This window comes from Colwellia sp. 75C3 (assembly GCF_002836255.1).
Taxonomy (GTDB): domain Bacteria; phylum Pseudomonadota; class Gammaproteobacteria; order Enterobacterales; family Alteromonadaceae; genus Colwellia.
On record NZ_PJAU01000051.1, the window covers coordinates 1 to 20,589 of the forward strand.

The 20,589-nt window shown below is 38.4% G+C and carries 11 protein-coding genes; 7 read left to right on the top strand and 4 right to left on the bottom strand.

From position 1 onward, the window contains the following. The 4 genes from CXF85_RS11765 to CXF85_RS11780 form a co-directional block, all read left to right on the top strand. Nucleotides 1-3,391 (top strand): Ig-like domain-containing protein (locus CXF85_RS11765; RefSeq protein ID WP_157829091.1); only part of this gene is annotated, 3,391 nt, incomplete at its 5' end. Further along, nucleotides 3,381-4,613 (top strand): OmpA family protein, encoded by a 1,233-nt coding sequence (locus CXF85_RS11770; RefSeq protein ID WP_101228734.1) that lies wholly within the window; start codon nt 3,381-3,383, stop codon nt 4,611-4,613. The genes CXF85_RS11765 and CXF85_RS11770, both read left to right, overlap by 11 nt. 841 nt (nt 4,614-5,454) lie before the next feature. Next, entirely contained in the window at nt 5,455-8,379 is a 2,925-nt protein-coding gene (locus tag CXF85_RS11775) for a TonB-dependent receptor domain-containing protein (protein WP_101228735.1), read from the top strand. Between the two features lie 183 nt (nt 8,380-8,562). Next, complete coding sequence (locus tag CXF85_RS11780) at nt 8,563-9,747, top strand: cyclically-permuted mutarotase family protein (protein WP_157829092.1); 1,185 nt, start codon at nt 8,563-8,565, stop codon at nt 9,745-9,747. A gap of 455 nt (nt 9,748-10,202) precedes the next feature. Here CXF85_RS11780 and CXF85_RS11785 read toward each other — a convergent pair whose 3' ends face one another. Next, entirely contained in the window at nt 10,203-11,165 is a 963-nt protein-coding gene (locus CXF85_RS11785; RefSeq protein WP_101228737.1) for a DUF4862 family protein, read from the bottom strand. A 527-nt stretch (nt 11,166-11,692) separates the two neighbouring features. Between CXF85_RS11785 and nagA the strand changes: the two genes are divergently transcribed. The 3 genes from nagA to CXF85_RS11800 all read left to right on the top strand — a co-directional run bounded on the left by nagA (nt 11,693) and on the right by CXF85_RS11800 (nt 14,236). Next, complete coding sequence (nagA, locus tag CXF85_RS11790; RefSeq protein WP_101228738.1) at nt 11,693-12,829, top strand: N-acetylglucosamine-6-phosphate deacetylase; 1,137 nt, start codon at nt 11,693-11,695, stop codon at nt 12,827-12,829. Between the two features lie 16 nt (nt 12,830-12,845). Then, nucleotides 12,846-13,754 carry a dihydrodipicolinate synthase family protein gene (locus CXF85_RS11795; RefSeq protein WP_101228739.1) on the top strand — a complete coding sequence of 303 codons (909 nt, stop codon included), beginning with the start codon at nt 12,846-12,848 and terminating at the stop codon, nt 13,752-13,754. 200 nt (nt 13,755-13,954) lie between these two features. Beyond that, nucleotides 13,955-14,236 (top strand): SemiSWEET family transporter, encoded by a 282-nt coding sequence (locus CXF85_RS11800; RefSeq protein ID WP_101228740.1) that lies wholly within the window; start codon nt 13,955-13,957, stop codon nt 14,234-14,236. A gap of 175 nt (nt 14,237-14,411) precedes the next feature. On the opposite strand, the gene CXF85_RS11805 is transcribed toward CXF85_RS11800, so the two are convergent. The 3 genes from CXF85_RS11805 to CXF85_RS11815 all read right to left on the bottom strand — a co-directional run bounded on the left by CXF85_RS11805 (nt 14,412) and on the right by CXF85_RS11815 (nt 20,568). Beyond that, on the bottom strand, nt 14,412-18,533 hold the full coding sequence (locus tag CXF85_RS11805) for an ImpA family metalloprotease (RefSeq protein WP_198555610.1): 4,122 nt from the start codon (nt 18,531-18,533) through the stop codon (nt 14,412-14,414). 246 nt (nt 18,534-18,779) lie between these two features. After that, nucleotides 18,780-19,580 carry a glucosamine-6-phosphate deaminase gene (gene nagB, locus CXF85_RS11810; RefSeq protein WP_101228742.1) on the bottom strand — a complete coding sequence of 267 codons (801 nt, stop codon included), beginning with the start codon at nt 19,578-19,580 and terminating at the stop codon, nt 18,780-18,782. Between the two features lie 82 nt (nt 19,581-19,662). Further along, the gene (locus tag CXF85_RS11815) at nt 19,663-20,568 is read right to left on the bottom strand and encodes an ROK family protein (RefSeq protein WP_101228743.1); all 906 of its coding nucleotides are present in this window, start codon (nt 20,566-20,568) and stop codon (nt 19,663-19,665) included. Nucleotides 20,569-20,589: the final 21 nt, after the last annotated feature.

Sequence of the window (20,589 nt, forward strand, 5' to 3'; positions counted from 1 at the left end):
ATCATTCACGCCTATTACGCACACAGTAAGTGCCTCTGCTGGCACGGGTGGCGGTGTTTCTCCCGCAACACAAACGGTGAATCAAGGTACAACAACGACAGTCACGCTGACACCGGCTAGTGGTTATATTATTAGTACGGTTACTGGTTGTGACGGTACTTTATCGGGTAATACTTATACTACAGCTGCTATTTCAGCGAGTTGTTTAGTTAGCGTATCGTTTATGCCTATTACGGGTGTTACGCACACAGTCAGTGCGATTGCAGGTACAGGTGGTGGGATTTCTCCAGCAGCACAAACGGTTGAACAAGGTGCGATAACGACAGTCACAGTTACACCAAATAGTGGTTATGCTATTAGTACGGTCAGTGGTTGTGACGGTAGTTTATCGGGTAATACTTATACCACGGGTACGATTGCGGCGAGTTGTTCGGTCAGTGCATCGTTCACACCAATTACGCACACGGTAAGTGCTCTTTCCGGCACGGGTGGTGAGGTTTCTCCAGCAACACAAACGATTAATCAAGGTTTGACAACGACAGTCACGGTGACACCAAATAGTGGTTATGCTATTAGTACGGTCAGTGGTTGTAGTGGTAGTTTATTGGGTAATACATTTACTACGGGTGCCATTGCCGCGAGTTGTTCAGTTAGCGCAGCCTTTAGCCTTATTATCGTTAATATTATCCCTATAGCTAATAATGATGATGTCGACGTTCAACAAAATAGCCAACATAATATCATCGATATTTTGAGTAATGATTCAGATGCCGATGGTGATACCTTAACGGTAACTGAAGTGTCAGCAAACTACGGTACTGTTACTATTAAAAGTGATGGTACTTTAAGTTACAGCCCGCTTGGTGAAAGCTCTGAAACAGATATTATTACTTACACTATTAGTGACGGTAACGGAGGTATTGCCAGTGCAGTGGTAACGGTTACGGTAATTGTTGTTGAAAATAAAGCACCAATTGCAATTGATGATAGTTATGCCTTTACTTCGTTTACCCCTGTAACACTTGATGTGCTGATAAATGACAGTGATCCAGAGAATGACCCAATAGAGTTAGTGAGTGTGCAATCAGATATTGGCGAGGTGGAAATAGTTGATGGTGTGCTTATCTATACTCCTAAACAAGGCGTTGGTGGCACTTTTACCATAACTTACAGCATTAAAGATTCGGTGGGTAATATTGCGAAAGCTAAAATATCTGTGCGTATTGAGTCAGAAAATGGACCTGTTATTACCTTACCGCAAGATTTGTGTGGTGATTTTACCGTGAATGCCACTGGCCTATATTCACGTGTGGATTTAGGCGTAGCATCAGCGGTTGACCGTTTTGGTAATGTACTGCCAGTCTCTTTAATTAATGGTCAAGTATTGTATCCACCTGGCATTAATGAGGCCTTTTGGCAAGCGACCGATGCGGAAGGTAATACAGCCGTTGAAAAACAATTTGTTTGTGTTAATCCGATCATTTCAATTGAAAAGAATCAAACGGTATTTGAAGGGGAGTCAGCGACTGTTAGCATTTACCTTAATGGTAAATCGCCAGTTTATCCGGTAGTTGTTGCTTTTGATGTCATTGGTAATGAAAGTGATCATAATTTGCACTCGGGTGAAGTTGTTATCACCTCTGGTACTAAAGTTACCGTGAACTTTGACACTTTTAGTGATGATGTTGCTGAGGGAGATGAAGCAGTCGATATTACACTTTCCAATACCTTAAATATTGGCGCCAAAAATAGTCATCGCTTTGTGATAACAGAAAATAATGTTGCGCCAGAACTTAGCTTAAGTGTTTTACAAAACCAAGAACAACGCTTAATGGTTACTTTAGCCGATGGTGTGGTGACAGTTTTAGGGGCTGTATATGATCCAAATACCACCGATAGCTTTAGTTATGATTGGCAACCGTCAGATAATAGCATCGTTAATACATCAACAGATTTGACTCGTTTCACCTTTGATCCTAGTGCGCTTAGTGTCGGTATTTATACATTGTCAGTGACTGTTACTGATAGTGGTACACCTCAATTATCTGATGAAGAAACAGTTTATATTCAGGTTGTTAGTGCACTAGCTGAGCTAACCAGTGCTGACAACGATGGTGATTTAATACCTGATAATGTTGAACGATATAAGGATACAGATGGTGATGGTATTCCAGATTATCTCGACCGTATTAGTGAGTGTAATGTCTTACAAGAAGAAGCGATAGTTCATGATGGTTACCTTATTGAAGGGCAATCAGGAGTATGTCTGCGCCGAGGAAGTTTAACCATAGGAGGTCAAACTGGCGGAGCACAAATCACTGAAGACGACATAGTAAATAACCATGACGATGAGTTTGTTGAAGATTCTGAAGCGGTAAATGTCGGCGGTATTTTTGATTATATTGCTTATAGTTTACCTGATCATGGTATGACGTTTGCTATCACTATGCCGCAACGTAAACCTATTCCGGCTAATGGCGTGTATCGAAAGTATAGAGCAGGCAGTGGCTGGGGCTTCTTCATAGAAAATGAGCGTAATAGTTTATGGTCAACCCAAGGAGAGCCAGGGTATTGTCCTCCACCAAATAGCAATACGAACGGTGATAACCAGTGGACTTTAGGTTTAACCGAAGGGCATTGGTGTGTGCAACAAATTATCGAAGACGGTGGTATTAATGATGATGATGGTCTAGTTAATTCTATGGTGTTTGATCCCGGAGGTGTTGCTGTAATGCTTAGTGCAAACCAGTTACCTGTTGCGGTTGATGACTACCTAGAAATGACCATGAATAATGAAAAAACCATTGAGGTATTAGTAAATGATACCGATGAAGATGGGGACTTATTAATCATTTCATCGGCCACTGTTAATATTGGCACTGTTGATATAGTTAATAATCAATTGGTGTATCAACCCGTAGCTAATTATATTGGCATTATCACTATTGATTACGGTATCACCGACAATAATGGCGGTACTGATCATGCGGTTGCATACATTACCATACTCAATAATGCTGCTCCCATCATTGCTAATGAAAACAGCACTATCAATCAAGACGGAAGCGTATCTATTAATTTGCTCGATAATGATAGTGATGCTGAAAACGATATTTTATCTTTGATAAGTATTGATAATGCGCAAGTGAGTTTCACTGCTGATGGTCAAGCCACGTTTACTCCCAACGCTAATTTCTTTGGTGTAATTACCATTAACTATGTTGTGCAAGATAGTTTGGGTAATACGGCAGAAGGGCAATGGATTATTACCGTTAGAGAAGTTATACAAGTTAATGCAAAAACTTCTGGTGGCGGTGCCTTGCACCTTATCGCTCTATACCTGTTGTTAATGATATTTTTAAGAAGGCAATATAATCGTTATGAAAAATAAAATAATTACTCGAGTTTCAGCAGCAATTATTAGCATCCTATTATTGCCCCTGGCGTATAGTAATGAGCGAAATTGCCAAGACGAAGAGAAAAACTATAAAACCTGTGATACGCATTTAGGCTGGTATATCGGTGGTGATATTGGTTATGCCACTACAGATATTAATGAGAAAGATTTAGATAGCTTCTTTCAACAATCAGGGTTAACGGCGAACAGTATTTCTATTGACGACGATGGCACCAGTTTTAGCTTATTTGGTGGTTACCAATTTACTACTCACGTTGGTGTTGAAGTGGGCTATTTAGATTTAGGTGAACGCACTGTCTATTTCACCGGACAAGATATAGACACAGATAATTTCTATGATAATGCCGAGCATGTTTATCCACAATCGGGCAATGGTTTTTCAATTGCCGTTGTTGGCGCGTGGCCATTAACTGAGTCGTTTAAAGTTTCCGCGAAATTGGGTTACCTTGATTGGCAAGGGGACTATATTACGAATGAACTAAGCCAAGGTGCCGAGGTCGGTAGTGATGCCGTTTCTGGAGGGGATTTTTGGTATGGCGGTGAGCTGAACTATCGTATTGATGATAACTTTCAGGTTTACCTTAGTGCGGAACGCTTTGAACTAGCAAGAGATAAAACCAGCAATGTTGCATTAGGGGTTCGTTATTATTTTGGTGAGGAGAGTATTGTTGTTAAACAAGCACCAATAGCTAAAGCCATCATTATTGTTAAAGCGCTAGATACAGACAAAGATGGTGTGTTAGATAAAAATGATCAGTGCCCTGGTACGGATATAAGCCATCAAGTCGATGTGGTTGGTTGTACTATAATGCAAGAGCAGCAGTTTAACTTCTCATTAATCGTTTATTTTGCTAATGACTCTTATGAAATACCGGCAGAATATAATGACAAAATTTCAGCTTTGGCGGCATTCATCACCAAACATCAAGTTAAGACGTTGAAAGTATTTGGTCATACTTCAGCCCCTGGTTCTCGTTCGTACAATTTAAAGTTATCAGAAAAAAGAGCTGAATCAGTCGCCCTAGTTTTGGCAACACAGTTTAATATTGATAAACAAATCATTGAGCCTATTGGTAAGGGAGAATCAGAATTCATTGATGATAGATATACCGAAGAGGCACATAAGGTCAATCGCCGTATCGAGTTGAATATAAAGGAGCAGCTTGTTCTTCCGGTAAAAAGGTCAATTAAATAATTTGCATACATTTAAATTAAACTGAGGCAGTAAGTCTGCTGCATCTCAATACAATTTATTGTATTGACTCTAATTAAGGTGGAGTAGGTTACTCTCATTAGGCTAGCCAATGGCTATATTTTGGCTTTATCAGGATGAAAATCTCACGTAATAGTGCTTAAGGAGTCTATGTTTTCTTACGGAAAAGATAGGCTCTACTTCTTACGGGCATTATGTTTTTTACTGGATTTTTTAGGAGCCAGTAATCATAACTAAGTTGTCTTATTAAGCATGATGATTTTGGCTATAATAGAGCATTGAATATCAAATGCTTTGTTTATTATTAGTCAGTTCAACTGCTTCTCGAAAGCCTGAGTATAAGTGCCAAGTCTTTTTTATACTCAATTTCACTCTATTAAAACCAGGCAATACATTTCAATTTCATCCGCTAATAAAGAAATACCAGCCTTTTTTCCAAAAAAACTAACATTATTGAACTCTTTTATAGGTTTTATTTTTATCTAAAAGTTATTTTTACTGAGATTAAATAAATATTATTACATCTTATATCAGTGACGTTGGTTTTATAAACACCACTAAAAAACATTAGATTTTTATATTATATTCCTTATTAAACAATTATTTATTTTGTTTTGTGTGTTTGTTTTAGTTGATGTTTTTCGTACTGATTAATAAGTGTTTGTGTGATTAATGTTCGTTGTTTTGTTGTTTAGTGTTGCTGGATGTATACTGGTATGATAGGTTAACTGCATGATATCAGTGCTAGGTATTATACGATTAAATAATAAGTTAATAAAAATAACAGTCGAAACATTAAAACAATTAAATATTGAGGGAAGTTATGAATACTAATCAAAAAACATTTCGTCGCACAGCATTATCCGTTTGTATTGCAGCACTACTTAGTCCAGCAGTTATGGCAGCAGAAGATGCTAAAACAGCAGAAGCTGAAAAAGAAGTTGAACGTATTATTGTTACTGGTTCAAACATCTATAGAGGTGGTAGTGCAAACTTCTCTTCATCAGCACCAGTTACTGAAATTGGTAAAGAAGTTATCGAAGGTGTTGGTTCTATTTCTGTTGAGAGTGTTTTAAATAGCATCCCATCAGTTACATCAGATATCAGTGCATCAAGCAACAACAACTCATTTAGTGCTGGTCCAGCAGCTAACATCGGTACTGCAACTACATCATTACGTAACCTTGGTTCAGCACGTACGTTGGTTTTAGTTAACGGTCGTCGTTATGTATCAGGTGTATCAGCTAACACGGGTTACGGTGTAGATTTAAACTCTATCCCAACGGCTACTATCGAACGTATTGACGTATTAACTGGTGGTCAATCAGCAATCTATGGTTCTGATGCAATTGCTGGTGTTATCAACATCATCACTAAGAAAGATTTTGAAGGTTTTGAAGTTAGTGCTTTAGCTGCTGAGTCAACTGAAGGTGGTGCAGGTAGAAGTAATGTTGATTTTACTTACGGTACTAACTTTGATACAGGTAACGTATGGGTTTCTTCAAGTTTTGCAGAACAAAAACAATTAGACTCTAAGGATAGAGCCTTTGCTGCACAAGAATTACGTTTTTTAGATACTAATGGCGATGGCGACATGGATGCTCCAGCTGTACGTAATGGTCCTAACCATGTAGATGGTTCAACACTTTTTGCAGGTAGTCTTCAATTGTTTGGTAATGGCGATCTTTATAATAATTACGATAAACCACAACCATTACTTGATAGTAACTTCAAACCTGTAGGCCCAACTGATTTTGATAATCAAAATGCAGGTCGACTTATTGTTTCACCATATGAACGTTTTAATGTTTCTTCTGGTATGAATTTTGATCTTTCTGATAAATCTTCAGCTGAAATTGAAATTAATTACTCAAGAACTTCATCATCTTCTAAAATAGAAGAAGGTTCACTTGGTGTTAGAGGTGATTTGTTCCGTGGCGGCGATACTGGTATTGATGTAGCAACTAGCCCATTCTTTGTTGGTAGTAGTGCTGGTGAGCAATTACTTGCAGAGCTTAATACTCTTGGCAACGGTACATCTCTGAATCAACTAACTACTGGTCGACGTATATTTGAAATTGGTGACCGTGTTGTAAATAATAACCGTAGTACTTTCAGAGTTGCAGGTAGCTATAGTTACGAATTTGAAGACGATTTATTATTAAAAACGAGTGCTGTTTATGGTATAACATCTCAACAACAAACTAGTAGTGGCGATTACAGCAGAACTCAACTTCGTAACGCTGTAACTATTCAAGAAGATCCACTAAATCCTGGTCAGTATCAATGTGCTGATGAAGCTGCTAGAGCTGAAGGTTGTGTGCCTATCAACCCTTTCGGCACTGTAGATAGTCTTGCTGGTGATGCTGGTATTGTTGGTTTTTCACCTGAAGGTGTGGATTATGTTGAAATCACTACAGGCCAAACTGGTGAAATTAAACAAACAGTAGTATCAAGTGTTCTTTCTGGTTTCTTACCTTATTCATTTAATGACGACGAAATCAGTTTTGCTGCTGGTGTTGAATACCGTAAAGAAGAAGCTATAGAAACTCCTGATAGTTTCCGTCAACTAGGTTTAGCACGTAGTGCAGCAATTACAGCTATCGAAGGTGAATTTGATGTTGCAGAAATCTTTGGTGAGCTTTATGTTCCTGTTGCAGATTGGTTAAACGTAAGTTTAGCTGCGCGTGTTGCTGATTACTCTACAGTGGGTGTTTTAACAACATACCGTTTAGGTCTTGATGCACCTATTAATGATTCTTTCCGTCTTCGTGCTAGTCAATCTTCTTCAGTACGTGCTCCAAACATCAATGACTTATTCTCTAATGGTGTTGCAGGTACAGCGGCTAATAATGTAGATGCTTGTAATGGTGTTAGTAATACAGCTACTGATAATATTTCTGTAAACTGTTCTTCAATTGCTTCTATTGCAGCTCGTCAAGCGGCTAATGGTGGTGTATTTCAACTAGAAGCTTCAGAAGCGAACAATACAACGCAACGTACAACAGGTAACGTTAATATTAAAGAAGAGACAGCTGACTCGTTAACATTAGGTGTGGTTTTTACTCCTATCGATAGCCTTTCTCTTTCACTTGATTATTATGCAATTGAAATTGAAAATGGTATTACTTCAATCGCTGGTGATGTAGCTGTTCAACGTTGTCATAACGTTGCTCCAGGTTCATTTGATGCTACTTGTGAAGGTAATGTTAAACGTGATGCTAGTGGTCCAATTTTACAGTTAAATTCTGCTATAATAAATGCCAACACTATTACAACTAGTGGTGTAGATTTAGAAGTTTCTTATTCAATTGATGACCTGCACATTAGCTTCTTAGCTAACTTCTTAGGTGAGTATGATGAAGATACACTTAGTGGCACTCAAGAATTTAAAGGCCGTATATTGTTCCCAGAGTTCAGATCTACAACAAATATCTCTTACAACGTTACTGATGAGTTGAATCTTTTCTCTCAAATTAGATATCGCTCTGAAACTGAATCATACCTTGAAGCAGACAGAGCTGGCTTTAGTGAAGATTTAAATACTATGGACGCTGTAGTATATGTTGATCTTAAAGCAAGTTACCAAGTAATGGATTCGTTAAATGTCTATATTGGTGCAAACAACTTATTTGATCAAGAACCTGATATTGACGTACGCACTGCTTCTGTAGGTACTAACACAGAGCCTAGAGCATATGATGCAATTGGTCGTACTATCTTCGCTGGATTAAAACTTAAGTTCTAATTTAACTGAGTTAAACTATTGAGGTCTAGTTACTGGCTGATGATAGTTAATACATTAATAAAACCTAATCGCTTACCTCTATACAGTGATTAGGTTTTATTGTTTCTACGGTGGACGTTTTCACAGACTACTTTAGTAGGAAGTCGAACTGCTTCTGTATAATGATACAAAAAGGAAATTTCATTGAACTTTTTTAAGCTATGTACGATCAGTACGTTATTCTTTTGTTTCTTTTCTCATGCTTTTGACCAAGGCAGTGACATTAATGTTATTACCAGTAAGGCCAACAAAATTTACTGGCAAAAATTTGGGGAATTACCTGTACCTGAACAATTTACAGAGTCACTCGGTGTTTCAGCCGCTTATAGCGGTTTTATAGGCGATTATTTGATCGTTGCTGGAGGCGCAAATTTTCCCAAAGGGCATCCCTTTTTTGATCAGGGAAATAAACAATTTTATTCAGATATCTTTGTATTTGATACGGCTAACAAACAACTGAATTTAGTCGCTCGTGGTCACTTACCCATCAAAGCTGGCCATGGTGCAACGTTGATTGTTGATAACAGTCTGTATTTAATTGGCGGCAAAAACAACGAACAAGCTTTTGACACAATAATAAAACTCACCCTTGATGGATCCAAAAAACCAATAACAGAGGTTATTGGAAATTTACCTTTTACGTGGGATTCCGGTGGTGCGGCTTGGCAAAATAATGCTTTGTATACTTTTGCTGGTAAACAAAATGGCCAAGTGAGCAACCAAGTCTGTAAATACTCTTTTCGAAGCGAAACGTGTGTTGATAGCAACACTACCCCACCAGTACCAGGGCTGAGTAGATCCGACTTTCCAGCAATTAACCATAATGACCATTTTTATGTTTTTGGTGGTTTGAATTTAGCGGCAGGAAAAGATAATTACGTATTAACCGATGTTTATGCCTTTGATTTTAACAAAGCCCGCTGGAAAACATTAGCGCCTATTACCGTGGACGAAAAAGCATTTTCAGTCGCAGGTGGCGGTGTAGCAGCTCTGCCAAATAATCAGTTAGTGTTATTAGGCGGGGTGAATAGAGACGTTTTTAATAATGCTATTTTACAATTAACTAGCCTTAAAGGAGAAGCTTTACAGGCTTTCAAGCATAGCTATTTCTCGTTAAGTAAAAAAGATATTAACTTTAGTCGTCGTCAGGTTATTTATGATATCAGCGAAAATTCATGGCATGCCTTAACGGATGAAGTGCCTTTTAGCGGTGGCGCGGGGCCGTTAACAGTTACACAAAAAGGTGATAGTATTTATTGGGTTTCAGGTGAAATTAAACCAGTTATTCGTAGTCCCAATATTTATCTTGGCTCATATTCTAGAGATTAATCATGAACGCGTGAAATAGTTTGCTCTAGCAAAAGAATCATAATAGGTTTACCTGCTTTTATGTTTTACTAAAGCAGGTGTCTAATATTCATTCAATATATCTGGGTTTGATGCTAGCTTCTTCCAACCGTAAACATTCATAGAACCCAATATCCTAATGATCGTATTTCGAATAAAACGGACTATGGTGTTATCGATGTTTTTAACGATAGCCCTGCACCTAAAGTACCACTGAAGCTTTTTTAAATAATGTTGTAGTTAATGTGATTTTTGTTTTGCTGACAAACGCGACATCAACAAACCTACATCCCCTCAGCAGATCTTCAGGCCAATGATTGTTGGAGGTAGGGGGATTACTATACTTAACAATTTAGCAATAAGTAAATACAGAAAATCTTGGTAAAAGCCTGAACCGGTTAATAGAAGCTGCTTTATTTTGAAGAGCATAAATAACGCTAAATGATCACTTTATCTAATAAAGTGATCAAGCTCTTAATATAAGAAACACGTTTGGCAACACTCGCTTTATTTGGACTTATTGATATTTTTCCGCCGATAAAATCAAGCTGATCATAATGACATTGCTGCAGAGAGTTTTCTATTTGTTCAATAGTTAAATGAGAACCCTTCGCAAAACTTGGAATATTAAATGCTTGCTCTGGTGGCATATGGGTATCTTTCCATTGTCCATACGGACCTTCAAGCCCCGAGGCGCCTGAAAATATTATGCCTTTTAATAAACCACTTCGGTAGGCTTGTTTGATATGAAGCAAAGGGCCTGTTGAACTGCGTGTTTCTATAGCTGAGCGGCCCCAATTGATACTGATACCAATGTCACTGTTAAGCCTATTATTAACATGTTTGATAGCGGTAATCTCATCTTCCAATAACATAAAGCCTTTTTCTGCTTCTTGTCCAACAATGTGGGCATCACAATGTTCAATCACAAGTTTTGCACCGTACCAATCCCAAGACTGCATAGTGTCAAGGGACGCTTGTAGCGCTTGTATAGATGAATGCGTGCTAGCGGTGATTCTTGGCGCGGTATGTATTTTTATAAAGCTCACGGCTTGTTTATCTAAGTAACTATTGAGTTTTAATATGGCCTGCTGAGCTTGTTGATAAAAAGCAAGTGCGGCTTGTCTGCCATCTTCATTGGTAGAAGCAATGCCAAAGTGAGGGTTTTTAGCAATATTGCCCATAACACCTGGGATTGAGGTAAATATAAACTGCCAATCTTTATCGATATTCTCTAAAAACCAATCATCGTCATAAGGGTGAAGTTTACCGGTAAAAGGGTGCTCTAGACCTGCAATACGATCAATAGCTTTGAGTTGTTGATAATACTGAGTTTCTAATTCTTGGTGCCATTGTTCGGTAGAAGGTGCAGTGGCATATGCGCCAATAATATATTCCATTAAGTGTCAGCCTTGATAATAGATAAGTCATTTGACTTTACTGGTGTACCTTTTATACCATCACTCCTGTTTTGTTGCAATATAACGTACTGGTTTTTAATCGAGGTTTTCATTTACAGGTTAACTTTAGAGAAATTTAAAGAAAAAAATAGAAATAATGAGTAATTCTATAGAAGCTACTTAGAAAATAATGACTACTTATCGTTAGTATTAGGACTCAATCTGCAATGACTTTCAAATAAAAATAATTATATAAGCGAATAAAAACAATCTATTACTGTTTTTATTTAATTGTTTTACTGAAAAAAAATATTTTCACTTTGACAATAAAAATACTTAAATGGTATATTGGTATAACAGGTTGATGGTGTACCTTGTATTTACGCTGTGCCATAGGCGTAAATTATTAAATAGTAGGCGTTTTGCTAGTCAGAAAATGGCATCTCAGTTTGATCTTATTCACTGTAGCTATAAGTTTTATAAATAGTTTTTAATAAACTAACAACGTAGAGAGAAGTCGAATAATCATGATTACCACAATAATAGCAAAGCGAATGTTTGATGGTAACAGCATCATAAATAATCAGGCGATAAGCTTCGCGGACGGTAAAGTGATCGCTTTTGATTCAGTTAAAGGCTCGAAGGAAATAAAGGTTTCAGGTTTACTTACGGCAGGTTTTATTGATGTACAGGTTAATGGTGGTGGCGGATATTTATTTAACCACGACACTAACTTAATAGCGCTTGAAGCAATGGTATTAGCGCATAGTCGCTATGGAACAACAGGATTGCTGCCAACACTTATCACTAGCGACATTGAGACAATAAATGCCGCGGCAAACACGATTTCCTTCGCAATAAAAGAGCAAATGGTTGGCATCGTAGGTGTACATTTTGAAGGACCACATATTAGTGAGCCTAAAAAAGGCATTCATAGTAGTGAGCACATTCGAGCCTTATCCGAACAAGAAATAGCTATTTACTGTCGCGATGATCTAGGCGTGAAAATTGTCACACTAGCACCTGAAAATGTCACTACAGCGCAAATTAAATATTTAATCGAGCACGATGTAAAAGTCTGTTTAGGACACTCAAATGCAAGTTTTGAAATAACGCAGGCTGCATTGGCCGCTGGGGCAGTTGGTTTTACCCATTTATTTAATGCGATGTCACCGCTGACGTCTCGCGAGCCTAATATGGTCGGAGCGGCATTGCTTGATCAACACAGTTGGTGTGGTTTGATCTTAGATGGTCATCATGTTCATCCCGCAGTAGCTAAGTTAGCAACACGTGCTAAAAAAAAGGGCAAGATGATGTTAGTGACAGATTCAATGTCAACGATAGGCAGTAGCCAACAAACACTTGAATTTGACGGCCATAAAATACAGTTATCAGACGATAAGCTAACCAGTCAAACAGGACAATTAGCTGGCTCGGCCCTAGATATGATTACAGCGGTAAATAATGCCAAAATGATGCTAGATGTGCCATTAGAAGAAGCGTTAAGAATGGCAAGTTTATATCCGGCAAATTTTCTTGGCTTAAATACAGAAACCCCTCAGCTAGCCATTGGTGCTAATGCTGACTTCACATTACTTGAATACGGTAATAACTCTGCTTTACATGTTAGCCAGACATGGATTGGCGGCAAACAAATATTCTAAATTACAGAGGTTTACAATGAAAAAACTTACCGGATTGATCTCCGCCCCTCATACACCTTTTGATAAACATGGCGAAGTTAATCTTGCTGTTATCGATCAAATTGCCGCACTACTCATCAACCAAGGCGTTGAAGGTGTTTATATTTGTGGCACTACAGGTGAAGGCCTTAATTGTTCTGTCGCTGAACGTAAAGCTGTCGCTGAACGTTGGGTTATCGCAGCTCAAGGCAAGCTCAGTATCACGGTGCATACAGGCGCTTTGTCAATTGTTGATACACTTGAATTAACAAAACATGCAGAAACACTCGATATCTTTGCTACTTCAGTTATCGCTCCATGTTTCTTCAAGCCAGGCTCAGTGGATGACCTTGTCGCCTATTGTGCTGCTGTTGCTGCAGCGGCTCCGACAAAGGCCTTTTATTATTATCATTCAGGTATGTCTGGTGTCATGTTTGATATGGAACAATTCCTTATCAAAGCAGATAAACTTATTCCAAACCTTGCCGGTATTAAGTTCAATCATGGTGATCTTTATGAATACCAACGTTGTACACGTGTTTGCGATGGAAAATTCGATATTCCTTTTGGTGTTGATGAATTCCTACCAGGTGGACTTGCGGTAGGCGCTATTGGTGCTGTTGGTAGTACTTATAACTACGCGGCACCGCTTTACTTAGACATTATCGAAGCATTCAATAACGGCGATCAAGCTAGCGTAACCGCCCTTATGGATAAGGTTATCGGTATTATTCGTCCACTCGTACAATATGGTGGGGTTGCTGCGGGTAAAGCGGCAATGTTGCTACACGGTATTGATGTTGGCGATCCTCGACTCCCTATTCGTGCACTTTCGGCAGCAGAAAAAGAAGATGTTGTTGCTAAAATGAAAGATGCTGGTTTTATGGCGCACATAAAGGCTTCATAGCACCGATTAAGAACACGGAATAATAATAATTTAACGACTAGGTAACTACTTACGCTTTGTATATGAATGATTGCTAGCAAAGGTTATATCCATTTTTACAATCTATAAATAGCAATTATATAAGTGTTACATATAAAAAATATATACAACCATCAACACTTTGTTGATGGTTTTTTTTGTCAAAAAAATAGGAGTAAATAATGCTTACTGTCGACATCATCGGCTGGATGGCAATGTTGTCATCAATTTTGTATTTATGTTTTGGCTTACCCTTGCAGATTATCAATAACTATCGGAGAAAATCGACGCAAGGTTTGTCATTAATGTTGATTGTCTTTTGTGCCATTACTTTGGTGATGTGGTCATTGTACGCTTGGAATAGTAATCCGGTAGATTGGTACATCCTAGGGGCTAATTTGCCAGGATTTTTCTTTTCGTTAGTCTTACTTTACCAATTTTGGCTGTATCGTTTTAATGATTGAAAATACTTTTGTTATTCACAGCTTTACTGCTTTATATTTGCAATGTAAATGATTAATAATCAGCAGTTTATTGTAGCCATAAATAAAAAGTCAACGCTCAGTATATGCTGAACGTTGACTTTTTTGCTTTGTAATTATTTGGGTTTTACTCGTTTAAGGCATTTAAAGTGCTCTGTTATGGTGTTGGCCATATTTGTACGCCATCAATAGCCAGGCTACTTTGGTTTAAACTTGAACAATAGCCCGTACTGGTCGAGGTATAGAATACTTGCGGTAGCATTTTATAACCTTTTGCCGTGATTTGTGCTTTTGCTTTAGCACTTAACTCAAAGCCATACATAGCAAACCAATCGCTTAAATTTAACTGCGTTATTTCAGATAAAGAGATAAATAAGCGTTCATTTTGACTGGTTACTTTAAATTCCTCGAGTGTGTAATCATTAAAACCTAGTGCTACTTTACCTGCAGCCCACGTTTCAATTGAGTTATCTAAGCGCCACATTTCTCTATCCCAAATATGCATTCGGGGGTATAAGTACCAACCGTTTGTAATCGTACCTTCTGCTTGCGCTGCCATCATTAATTGGATATATAGCGCATGATGCTCAGACCAACTTTTAGATAGCTTTTCTTGCATGTATAGTGCTGGATCCGCTGCTAACTTGCTTTGTTGTAAAGTATTAAACATCGTTTCAAAAGGAAGCCCCTGACAACTTGCAGACTCACCGGTTTCATCTTCATAAATAGACTTAGAAAAATATGAGTAGAAGTTGGTATTTGAATGACCGCCATATCCTTCAAAGCGCATGCTACCTCGTTCAATGCCATGACCTAATTCATGTAAGTCACCATGTCCCGTAGGACTGAAGTTCCAACCAGCATCATATGGGTTACCGCTACAGCCCCAGCCACACGTTGGTTGGTCGGCATTCATGTGTTTGACAATATCGATGGTATCAACTGAGAGTCCACGATTAGTGACAAAGTCATGTATTTCAGGGACTACGTCTATACCAGGTCCTTTAAAGCCTGCGAGTACATGCACCTTATTATGGGTGTAACGGTAAGTCGCATTAGCAAAATCTGAGGCGACAGGCCAAATACTGCCAGATAATGACGCACGTAATTTAGTCAATTTAGAATGTACCTCAAAGCCTTCAGTGGCAATTTCAGCCCAATCATAATCACCTTTATCCATTTGTTGGGCAAAAACAATATCATCTGCAGGTGTTCGCCAATGTGGGTGACGACCAATATTGGTAAAGGTAAAACTGACCTCGATATCTTTTTGAGAAAAACCTATTTGAATGGGACCACCGTAACTTGAGGTAAAACGTATTGTTTCACCAGAAGTAATCGTTAAACGATTACTTTGTAATAGGTAAGGACGGTTATATTTATTGCCATTGAATATATGTGTGGCGCCAGTTCTTAAGGTATTAATAAAAATGCTGGTATCCGCAATATTATTATCGGTACGTGTAACCGTAAACGTTTGTCCTGGTAATGCATAAACACCGGCAGAGCGAAAAGAGGGTTTAGATGTTAATGATACATTTGCACTCTCAGGAGTAATATGACTAAAGTCAGAACGGCTAAAGTTACCCATGTCAGGCTGTACTGGATTAATATCACGGGTATTGTAGATAGCGTAATCAGCATATAAAGACTTAAAAAAGTCTACCGTATCAGTTGTTAATTTATCCATAGGATAGCTAACTGTTTGGCGATAGTGATCGGCTAGTAAAATTAACAGTTTGTTCAGGCGGTAATCTTCGCTATTAAATATATTTATTTTTTGGCTGTTAAAAATGTTAAACATCGCATTGGTGGCATTAGCACCATCAAAAAACTCGCTTTGCACGTTAGACTCTGCAGGACAATTTCTAACACTACAACCCGTTAAGTCGACATCGAAAAAATTATTTTTAAAGTTTGTTAACAGTGTTCTTATATTGAGAATATCACTGGGTAAACCATCCGTTAAGGTTGATGGATCAAATGCTTGTAAACGTAATTTCCACCAGTAATTGTCATGACCGTGAGTAATGTTAAATACACTGAGTAGCTCGCGGCCGTGCTCACCAATACCGCCGTCATGTTGAAGGTAGATCACCGGAATATTTTGCGCTAACGCGTTTTTTACGCTTTGGATGATGGCCGCTTTATCATCACCACTGCGGGCAATGCGTGAAATAATAATTAAATCAGGCTTATTGGCAATACAGTCGGCAAGCTTAGTACCGTCACAAACACCCGCATCGTTATAACTAACATTCGTTACGTTATTATCAAACCAAGCACGGGTTTGGCTACGATCCTTAAACCAGTGACTCTCATCAAGTTGAGTAAATATCACTTTAAACTCAGCTAACTCTGTTGATTTTTTCTGTGTTAACCAATCAAAACTATTATGTAAGAATTGCTCCATTTGGGCGTTCTTACCGTTTCTAAAGGGATTACCACCAAAGGCTAAGTAACGGCCAGTATCAGTGGTTTTACTACCCGCAATGGCAATAGGGAGAACTCGGTCTATCCCACCCGCTTGATATGAGCTGTTCGTATTGAGTACTGTGTCATTAAAAGGATATTGCCCATACAAAATAGCAGCGTCATGGCTAGGATCCCAATCAATGGCAGTAAGTTTATTCTCGGTAGAATCGAGTTGGAAAAGTTGACGTTTAACTTCATTAAAACGGACTTTGTGACTGTCAATTTCCACAAGGGCTGCATTTAAAATACTATCACTTTCTGCTATCACTAAAGTATTGCCGGTAGCGATTGCTAAATCTAACGAACCATCATCAATATATATAGTAAAAACTGATGTTCTTTGCGCTACACCGTCATCTAAGGTAATTGGGATAATAGTTTCACCAACATGCTCTATGGCTGGGGTACCAGATAATATACCTGTCTTTCTATCCAGCGTGAGCCAGCTAGGTAAAGAAGATGCACTGTAAGTTACTACACTCTTTTCTTCTGCCTTGTTTCTTAAATCGAAATTAAATAATGTTTCAGATACCGCTTGTGCTATTAATGTGGTGAGTTCTGGAAATATACGAATGTTAATGCTAATGCTCAGTGACGTGGATAATTTTCCATCTGAAACCACAAGTTCAATATCACCGCTTATGCCTGAGTCACCTATTTGTGGCGTACCTGTCATTTCACCAGTAGTGCTATTTATACTCAACCATGTTGGTTGGTTAGTTACACTAAAACTTAATACGTCGTTGTTTTCATCTGCCGCAGAGGGAGTGAAGGTAAAGGCTTGTTCAATTACCGCTTCACTAGGTATGCCTGATATTGTCGGTGCTAAGTTTCGCTCGATTACGGTGATGCTAATACTTAGTGATACGGATAATGCTCCGTCTGAAACGGTTAATTTAATATCAAGGATACCTACATCATTTAATCCTGGCGTACCTGTTATCTCACCTGTTGTGTTATCTATACTTAACCATAGCGGTAGACCAGTGGCACTAAAAGTTAATATGTCGTTGTCTTTATCTAATGCTATCGGGGCAAAGCTAAAGGCATCTTCTGTTATCACATTATTAGCTGTGCCTGAGATTGTTGGTGCTTGATTTACGACAGGTACATTAACAACGTATATTGCTACGGTAATCGATGTTGAAAGAACACCATCTGACACAGTTAATTCAATATTCCTAAAGCTCCCTAAATCACTGAGTTGTGGTGTACCGGTCATTTCCCCAGTTGTTCCATCTACAGTTAACCATGACGGTAAATTAGTGGCTGAAAAAGCTAACTCATCGTTATTTTCATCGGTTGCGACAGGAGTAAAGCTAAATGCTTGTTCAACGACTGCTTTATTAGGTATGCCTGATAGTTTAGGTGCTTTATTATTTTCGGGTTTAACTTCTTTTTCTTCTTCTGGAATAGCAATGACTGAAATAGTTATTTCATAGCGAATTGTACTTTTAGCGTCAGAGGCGGTTAATACTAGGTTATGCTCACCAATATCATCGACAGAGGCAGTGCCCTTAATACCTGTGGTGTCTAAAGTTAACCAAGCGGGCAAGTTCTCTGACCCTAATATCACGTCATCGCCATCACTATCGGATAACGTTGGTGTAAAAGTGTAGTTTGTGCCTACTGTGGCAACCGTTGGTGTTCCTGATATTACAGGAGCAATATTGGCTGTATCTGGTGTTGTAGGAATAGGATTAGCTGGTTCGGTACTTTCTTCATCACTGCCGCCACAACTGGTAATGCTCAGGCAAAGAAGTAAGAAAATACATTTTTTGAGCGGGTTTCGAAAAGTCAACATGGGTTTATTCATCTTATTGTTTTTTATCGTTATAGTTATTGTTTTTATAGTTATGAGAGGAGGGTATCACTACTGGTCCGATGATTGAATAACAAAAAACACGCTAAATAGACTAAATGGTAATAATTTTTAAGTCATTGGAGCTAGTGCTTACGGCTAAAATATGGTGTTAAAATTTACTTTTATTTTGAGTTGTTTATTAGCCGTTTATTAACTTATCACCTTAATTTTTACCTTTATTCATACTTATAAGAAAAACCCGTAAGTTTTGTTTATTTTTTGGTGTTCTTCATTTGCCCAAATAAAGTACTCTTGATTCGCTAGTTCACTTGCGGCCGCTTTATCTAAAACAATGATGGCATGCTCATGTAATTGCAGGGCGGATGCTGGGCATATTGCAGAGAGTGGGCCTGTTATCATGTCATTAACTGCTGTTGCCTTGTTTGTCCCTGTTGCCATGAGTAATACATATTTTGCATCTAATATCGTTGAGATGCCCATGGTCATAGCCATTGTGGGTTGATACTCGTCTGCTTTAAATAATCGACTGTTATCTTGTAGGGTTTGCTGAGTTAATGTCTTTATTCGTGTTTTAGAACGTAAACTGGAGGTTGGTTCATTAAAACCAATATGACCGTTAGCGCCTATGCCTAGTATTTGTAAGTCAATACCACCGGCATGTTTAATTTTTTCTTCATAGGCAAGACCTTGAACACGAGGATTTTCATTCTGAGTACAGGTAGGTAAATGCGTGTTTTTTTGATCAATATTTATTTTATCGAAAAGATGATTTTTCATAAAAACACGATAACTTTGCTCATTAGCAATATCAATATTGTGGTATTCATCAAGGTTAAAACTGGTGACATGGCTAAAGTCTATTTGATCTTCCTGATGACTTTTTACTAGGTTTTTATAAAGGCTGATAGGTGTGCTACCCGTTGCTAAGCCTAATACTGGTTTAGCTTTTTTGGTAATCAGTTCTACAACCCATTGACTAGCGTGTTGTGCAACTTCTTCTGGATTTTCTAATATTATAACTTGCATGACTTACCCTGTTTAAAAGCAATTTTGTAAAATGATATTTTTGAATTTGATGTAGTAGTTAACTGGTCTTTAAGTAATATTTTTATTTTTTGTTAGCGTAAAAAGCAGCACCCATTAAATCGGCATCGGCGCCCATTTTAGGAGGTGTAATACGTACTTGATAAATTTCTGGTAAATTAGCGACTTTGGCTATTACTTGCTGGTGGAATATATCGACTGAGCCAACACTACCACCTAAAACAACAATATTTGTTCCGGTAACGGCTTTGATATTCGCTATTAAATCGCAGACAGCGCTGCTGGCATCATCAATTAACTGTGCTATTTCGGCTACTGCTAAATACTGTTCAAATACTTCTTTGCAGCTAACCTTCTTGTTTAAAATTAACGATGCTTGTTTGGCAATCGCGGTGCCTGAGGCAATGGCCTCAGCGCAATTTACGCGTCCACAATGACAAGTAATTGATTCTTGGCTGTTATGTTGAACACTGACATGGCCTAAATGCGCACAAAAGCCATCTGGACAAGTAACTAATTGACCATTTTGAATCATGCCACCACCAATGCCTGTTGATACCGTGATATAGACCAGCGTATCATCGCTTAGATTAATGCTGTCAGCACTGGGCGTTGGAGTGTCATGCTTGGCAGTGATCTTAATGGCACAATATTCAGCCCAAGCTGCTGCAGCTGCATCGTTGATAATTGTAACCGGTAGTTTAAAAGCACATTCAAGCTGATCTTTCAGTGGTAATTTTTGTTTGGCAGAAAGAAAATTAACGTATTCATCACCTACTTGGCCGGTACAAGCGATGGCAACGAGTGTTGCTTGTGCAATCCAGTCCTGACAAAGTTCTATTAAGTAGTGGCTGAGGTTCGTTAAATCACTGTGAATAACCGAAGCAATTTTGCGTTGCTCTAGTATTTTATCATCTGCGATTAATGCCGCTGATATTTTAGTTCCACCGACATCGATTGCTATGATCATTAATTACTTTCCTTCATTTTA